We start from the raw sequence: 6908 nt of genomic DNA on the forward strand, positions 1-6908 counted from the left end.
AAGAGGGAGAGAAACTCTGCTGATACCCTCTGTTTTTTGCTCGTGCCATTGTTCCTCCTTCCCTATCACATTACACTTATATTATAACTCTGTCCGGGGAGGACAACAAGGATGCCTCCGCTTCGAGACACTTTGTCTCGAAGAAGCAAAACGAGCTGTAACCGAAGTTACAGCCCGCTTCTTTGCCGCAGCAGGAAATCCGTCAGCTTATCTTGGAGAGATGGCCCGCTTTCAGCAAATTCAATTTTCACGCCAACACCACCGATGCAAAAGCAGTATGGATTTTTGACAGTCTGCAAAAATCGAGAGATGCGCTCCTTTCGGGAAAGCGCATTGTCAAAGGTCATACCGCTCACATCAGGCAGGGACTCGGCAGCCACCGCGCCAATGTCAACGCTTCTCATTTGTTCAAGTTCCTGTGTAGTTAATTTCACGGTAAACCTCCTTCGCAGATTGATAGAACGCCTCCCGCTGTTTAGTAGGGAAACGCAACAGGCCAGCACCACCGGGATGCTGGCCTGTTGCCTTACCCCACCTTGGGACACTTTGTTTCGAGGTTTATTATAGTTTTTGAATATTAGAGAGCGCCGCACATATTTATTTGGCCTGTCCAAAGACAATCGTTATTTTCTGTGCGGCGCTCTCAACGCAAGTAAAGCGACAAGCCCGGAGGAACAGGCAGCCAACCTGTTCAGCGCCGGATCATGGCCTTGGGATGGCCGGGCCCATTTACAGTGTTGGTGTTGTTCGCTCAATCTCTTTTGGGAGATGTCACCGCGCACCCACCGTCTGGCTCCCCGTACTTACTCAGGGTTGCCGTTATTCCCTTGCGTTAGGAAGAAAATCTCCTCTCATAAACCGAGACATTTTTTCATCAATTCCAAGTGGGTTAAGAAGAAAAAATCAAAAAGTTTTTTTCATGCGTTCAAGGCCACGCTTGATCGACTGGCGAATAGACTCCTCATGTACGCCCTCGGCCTCGGCAATTTCCTTAATCGACTTGCCAAGAATGATATGTGCGTCAATTCTGCGGCCCTGGATCTCCGGCAGAGAATTGAGAGCGTTCCACAGACGAAGAAAGGTTTCCATCCGTTCAAGGAGCTCCTGCGGGGTCGGCTCATGCAGGCAAGCGGAATATTCAATCCCGTCATCGCAGTCCAAAGAATACTGCGCCTTGTGCCGGGAGAGCCGCCGCTGGTAGGCCATTTCATAGCGGGCATCGGCCTTGAATACCTCGGCCACCTCGTCAGAAACTTCGATAAGCTGATCCTGCGTGTACCAATAATAAAAATCTTTCAGATTGATAGTAGTCATCGTAAAATCCTCCATTTCAGTTTGTTCGGGGTTGGTCGGAAACGAAATGGAGTAACGGCGGAGAACGGCACCGCACCTCGGGACACTTTGTCTCGAAGTCTGGAAAGCAAAATGCGCCTGCGCGACACGAAGCCGCACAAGCGCACGAAAATATATTATCGGTTATGTACTGTTTAATTTCACATTCAAAGCCGGACTGCTCCGATGGAGGAGCTACGCTTTTTTTAACTGGTGCAGATCATGGATACTGCGAAAAAGAGAAAAGGACACGGCAAAATAACCTCCAATCAGCTACCGTGTCCCTGCAAGTCGTCATTGGTTTGTGCAAACGCAAAGAAACGGCGGCTCTGAAAATCAAAGCCGCCGTTTCATAGGCGCGTGAAAATATGTCTGCTCTGCGACGGCTTTTTTCTTTTGCCGTCGTCCGGCAGAGTATTATTCAATATTTAATTCAATGTTTCCGGTGAAATTCTCACATTCAATGCCAATATAATTTCCACCATCAGGAAGTGTAATTGTGTCACTATAAGTTCCGGTTGCTTCAATCAACGTGACTGCTTCATCAGATCCAGAAATCCAAAATACTTTTGCAGTACCTTCCGTAATCTCCAAGGTGCAATCAATGGACAGCTCCTTACCGGCTTCTCTCTTTATGGAAGTTCCTCCGAACAAATACTCTGTACCTGAAAAGTTCGCATAATCAGCCGTATAAGTCCCTGTATAATCATCAATTCCTTTTTCTTTCGTACCTTGTAAGGATGAATTTCCGGTAAGCGCTATGGAACCAGCAGACTGAACAATATTGTTATACTGATCGAGAAATTCGTCTTTTGTACAACCTGAAAGCACAGAAGCACCCAATAGTATCAGGCATAATGATAAAACTATTTTCTTCACAGCTATCACCTTCCTTTCCTGCGTACAGCACGCTTTCCTTTTCCCTTGGCATTTGCCTGTTTACGGGATTTCATTTCTTTTTTGTTACTGGACATCAGTAACAACAGCACCGCCCAGAGAACCATGATGCCAATCCCAATGACCGCCAACAAAGGGGTTGAGGATGTGGTTGTTCCGGCATATTCACTCATGTCAAATCCCACTAAAATCAGCGCAGCAGAGAACGGATAGATGCTGGCAAGGATACCACTTTTGAAAAACAACATGCTGTATCCAAGGAAGAACGCCAGAATGGAACCGCCCAGATATGCCCCTCGAATCTGCCCAAAAATCAGGATCAGCGGCATACAGACCAAATAGGTCGTCAGAGCCGCTAACACGATCTGCGTACCTCCATGAAAAAACACTTCCGCTGTCAGTCCCGATAATCCAACCGTCAATCCAGTAATCAAGGTAATGCCAACGCTGTATATTCCCAGCAGAACTGCAAGCATACCGACTAAAAGTAACTTAGCTCCCAACATTTTCGGCATAGAAACAGGAATTGTCATGATGTTTTTCAGTGTATCATGAGTGGATTCTCTGTCTATAAGCCATCCTCCGATCATTACCAGTGAAATTGGAAGGAATATCTGAGTGTTTCCCCAAACAACATTTTCAAATAGTGCAGAAAAATCATAATTTGGATTTCGGTACTCTGCCTCCACAATCAACTGACTTCCATACTGAACCAAAGGACAGAGTGCAAGCGCCACCAGTCCTACCAAAAGAATCTGGCACCGGCGCAGTTTCAGTAATTCCGATTTTAATAAGTTCCACATAGTCACACCCCCTTAGATTTCCTGTCGCCGGTAAACAAATGCAATCAGCGCAAGAAATACAATGGCTTCCACAATAATCACACCGAATACCTGAACACCATTCAGAAAATACGGACTGACCCGTTCCAACAAATCTGCTAACTCCGCACTGGTCTGGCTTTGGTCATAAAATTGGAATGTCCAGCGGAAGGCCAGCGGTCCCGGAAACAGGGTTCCTATGTTCAAACCAAAAGGCTGTGTGAGAAACATATCGTTCATGGAAAGGATATAATTCGCAATCGTATAGAAAAAGGTAATCACGACAGACACGATATAGTTTTTATTAAGAAGAACAACGAGCAGAATACAGGGAAGTGCGCCCACCCACATAATCAGCCCTTCTTCAATTCCAACGCCAAACAAGGTCCAAAACCCAACCGGTTTCCAACCCTGAAACAACAAAACCGCAAGATTTACCAATCCTCCAACTGCCATAAAGCCAACGGCAAACAACAGTAAAACCAGCATCTTGGACAGCACCAGCTTGGTTCTATTTACCGGTACGGTAACAAGGTTTTTCAGTGTGTCATTATCAAGTTCCTCAAACAACAGATTCGAAGCCAGTATCACAAGAAGCGGCATCAAAAGCAAATATGCACTAAGCTGGAATAGGCTGGACATCACTCCATTTACAGCATCCACATCAGTGTTTACATCTGCCAGAAAGAAAGCATAAGCCAATGGCATGAAAACAGAAAGCAGTAGGGAAATAAATACCAATGGCTTCCGTTTCAATTTCAAAAATTCGCATTTGATTAGTTTAAGCAATTCCTTCGCCCCCTGTCACACGCTTGAAGTAATCTTCAAGACTTTCTTCACAGGTATGTGCTTCTGATACCTCCAATCCGTTTTCTACAAAGGCAGTTACAATTTTCCCCACGGGTAGCTCCATATTGTGTAGACGCAGATTGTGGTCGTCTTGTATGGAAAAATGGGTTTCATGGAAATTGCGTTCCAAAATTCTTGCCGCCTGTGCAGTATCCGAAAGCGTAAAACGGATATGCTTACTGCTTTTTTGCTCCAGCTCAGCAAGGCTTTCTTCTTCCAGCAATGCGCCGTGGTCGATAATTCCAATATCGTCAGCCAGCAAGGAAATCTCCGAAAGAATGTGACTGGAAATCAAAATGGTTTTTCCTCGCGCGTCACAAAGCTCACGAATAAAGGAACGTACTTCTGCAATACCGATGGGATCGAGGCCGTTGATCGGCTCATCCAAAATCAAAAGCTCCGGATCGTGCATAACGGCAAGGGCGATGGCAAGCCGCTGCTTCATACCAAGAGAATACTGTGAAAAGAGCTTTTTATCTTTGTAGGGCAGTCCTACCAGATCCAGAGCATCTTTGATGGCATGATTGTTTGGTACGCCCCGCAGAGTAGCAAAGATACGCAGGTTCTCTGTGCCGGTCAGATTGGGATAAAAACCGGGGGACTCAATCAGGCTTCCGATACGGGGCAACAGCTTCTTTTCATTCCCTTGCAAAGACTTTCCCCAGATTTTGACCTCCCCGGAAGTCGGCTTCGTTAAGCCCAACAGCATTTTCATGGTAGTGGTTTTTCCGGCTCCGTTTCTGCCCAGCAGACCGTAAATTCTCCCACGCTTCACATGAATATTTAAGTCAGCCACACTCTTTTGTGAGCCGTATTGCTTCGTCAGATTTTTTGTTTCAATGATATAATTTGTATCCATATTCAAAACCTCCTGTTCTGTAAGGTATTCTATCATGCCAACCTTGCATTAACCTTGCCGCAACCTTGCATTAACCTTGCAATTTGAAATCCAGTAAAATGACAAAGGCTCCCGCCATAAAGACGGGAACCCGCTTAACTCTCCAAAGGAAAAAGCAACATAAATTCAGTTCCTTTTCCCGGCAAACTTTCAACTGTTATACTCCCACCCATCTTTTCTACAAGCTGATGGACAATAGAAAGACCAAGACCGCTTCCTTTTTCAGACCGTCCTTTGTCACACTTATAAAGCCGTTCAAAAATGTGTTTCAAATCTTCCTTCTCAATTCCCACTCCATTATCCGCCAGCAGCAGCTCCATGTTATTTTCCTTCTTTGACAGGACAATTTTGATTTTGTCTGCATGGCTGTGAGCGATTACATTTTGAATGAGATTATTGACAATCCTCATATAGCTGTCCATATCCAATCTTACCCGGACAGGATTTTCGGGAATATCAATGTCATACTCAACCTGTTTATCCTCAAAAATCGGTATCCAGTCAATGAGGATATTTCTTGTCAGCTCTGCGGCCTCAACACTCTGGATCTCCAAAGCAAACTCGTTAGAATTTAACTTGAACCAGTCAAAGAGTACATCAATGTATTCTTTCAGATCATGGGCTTTCCGGCGGGCGGTTTCAATATAATCATCCCGGTCTTTTCCTGTGACCAGTCCTTTGTGTGCAGCGTCAAGATACCCAATCAGAGTAGTAAGGGGCGTTCGCACATCATGGGAAAGGCTCGTCATAAGCTGGCGGTTGGTTTCTTCTGTCTGCCGTACAGTTGAAAGTCTGCTTTCATAGGCCACAACGATCTCATTGATTTCATAGGCAAGAGGTGCTGTCAGTTCATTTGTTGCAGATAGAATACGCCGGTTGCCATTTCCGTTTTTCACATCAACCAGCACATCGGTCATTTCTGCTATTTGTTTTTTTACACGCCGAACGAGAACGATAGAAGTCAATACAGCCACAACAGCAATCACAATGGACAAGAATACGATAATTTCCATGCTGACTACACCTCCTTATTAAACCGGTAGCCAATCCCTTTGACCGTTTGTATGTACTTTGGGCTTGAAGGATTGACTTCTAATTTTTTACGAAGTCGGCTGATAATCGCCATAATGTTACTGTCATCATAGAAATATTCTTCGCCCCATACTTCCTCATAAATCTGCTGTTTGGTCAAAATTTTCCCTTGATGTTTTGCACAGTACAGGAGCAAATCAAATTCCTTTGGCGGAAGTTCAAAAGTGCCGTTTGCCGTCGTAACAGAACGATTTTCAAGGTCAATTTGCAATCCATCAAAATCCAGTTTTTGCACAGCTCCGGCTTGATGATTAAAACGGGTGTAGCGGCGAATGAGGGACGCAATACGGGCAATCAGTTCGTCCATATCAAATGGTTTTGTCAGATAATCGTCCGCCCCGGCTCGTAAGCCCCGTACTTTAGAAATGCTGTCATTTTTAGATGTGAACATCAAAATCGGCAGACTGTTCTCTTTGCGGATTTCTTCCAGCGTTTCAAAGCCATCCATACCAGGCATCATCACATCCAGCACCACAAGCTGATACTCCTGCTCTCTTAATTTTTGTAAGCCCTCTTTTCCGGTATTACAAAAATCAGCTTCTATGTTTTCTGCTTGTACGCTACGTTTAATCAAAGCGCACAGTTCTCTGTCATCATCTATAATCAGGATTTTATTCATGGTGCAACCCCTTCCCTTGTTTTGTCCTTCCGTCAATCGGCTTTTCCGCATCTTTTGGAATTAGCCAGATAGTTGCCATCTTTACAGCACCAGGAATACGCCCGGCAGCACAATAGTAATTTACTCTACGAGGTGTCACGCCCCATTTTTCGGCGGCCTCTTTTAGTGTCATATAATCCATTCTGCACCTCCATAGAGTATATTATAGTTCTTCGACTCGAACAATACAAGTTTTGGAAGAAAAGAATGTGAAATCAAATAGTCAGTAGTATGAAATATGTAGTCGTTCAAATAATATCACATGAAATGTAAAATCATATCAGGTGATGTTATGAAGATAGAACGAGATGAAAGACGCTTTGATTTTCACGATATAGGGCTCGCCATCAAGCGGGCAAGA

9 protein-coding genes are annotated in these 6908 nt (G+C 44.7%); all 9 read right to left on the reverse strand.

Features of this window, described 5'->3' with window-relative positions:
- Positions 1-167: 167 nt before the first annotated feature.
- The gene (locus H8Z83_RS18275; protein WP_005933564.1) at positions 168-404 is read right to left on the reverse strand and encodes a DUF6870 family protein; all 237 of its coding nucleotides are present in this window, start codon (positions 402-404) and stop codon (positions 168-170) included.
- Between the two features lie 499 nt (positions 405-903).
- Positions 904-1314, reverse strand: coding sequence for a sigma-70 family RNA polymerase sigma factor (locus H8Z83_RS18280; protein ID WP_014080198.1), 411 nt, complete (start codon positions 1312-1314; stop codon positions 904-906).
- Between the two features lie 435 nt (positions 1315-1749).
- A complete protein-coding gene (locus H8Z83_RS18285; protein ID WP_118316721.1) occupies positions 1750-2211 on the reverse strand; it encodes a flagellar hook-associated protein FlgL in 462 nt (153 codons plus the stop codon).
- A gap of 5 nt (positions 2212-2216) precedes the next feature.
- On the reverse strand, positions 2217-3032 hold the full coding sequence (locus H8Z83_RS18290; protein ID WP_117492179.1) for an ABC transporter permease: 816 nt from the start codon (positions 3030-3032) through the stop codon (positions 2217-2219).
- Positions 3033-3044: 12 nt separating this feature from the next.
- Positions 3045-3839, reverse strand: coding sequence for an ABC transporter permease (locus H8Z83_RS18295; protein WP_118316722.1), 795 nt, complete (start codon positions 3837-3839; stop codon positions 3045-3047).
- Positions 3832-4758 (reverse strand): ABC transporter ATP-binding protein, encoded by a 927-nt coding sequence (locus tag H8Z83_RS18300; protein WP_117485112.1) that lies wholly within the window; start codon positions 4756-4758, stop codon positions 3832-3834. The genes H8Z83_RS18295 and H8Z83_RS18300 overlap by 8 nt, the downstream gene beginning before the upstream one ends.
- A 134-nt stretch (positions 4759-4892) precedes the next feature.
- Positions 4893-5810: a sensor histidine kinase gene (locus H8Z83_RS18305; RefSeq protein WP_118316724.1), complete on the reverse strand. Its 918-nt coding sequence runs from the start codon at positions 5808-5810 to the stop codon at positions 4893-4895.
- 5 nt (positions 5811-5815) lie between these two features.
- Positions 5816-6508, reverse strand: coding sequence for a response regulator transcription factor (locus H8Z83_RS18310; RefSeq protein WP_117802754.1), 693 nt, complete (start codon positions 6506-6508; stop codon positions 5816-5818).
- The gene (locus H8Z83_RS18315; protein WP_117485106.1) at positions 6501-6689 is read right to left on the reverse strand and encodes a helix-turn-helix domain-containing protein; all 189 of its coding nucleotides are present in this window, start codon (positions 6687-6689) and stop codon (positions 6501-6503) included. The genes H8Z83_RS18310 and H8Z83_RS18315 overlap by 8 nt, the downstream gene beginning before the upstream one ends.
- Positions 6690-6908: the final 219 nt, after the last annotated feature.

It is taken from the genome of Dysosmobacter segnis (assembly GCF_014297285.1).
GTDB classification, from domain to species: Bacteria; Bacillota; Clostridia; order Oscillospirales; family Oscillospiraceae; genus Oscillibacter; species Oscillibacter segnis.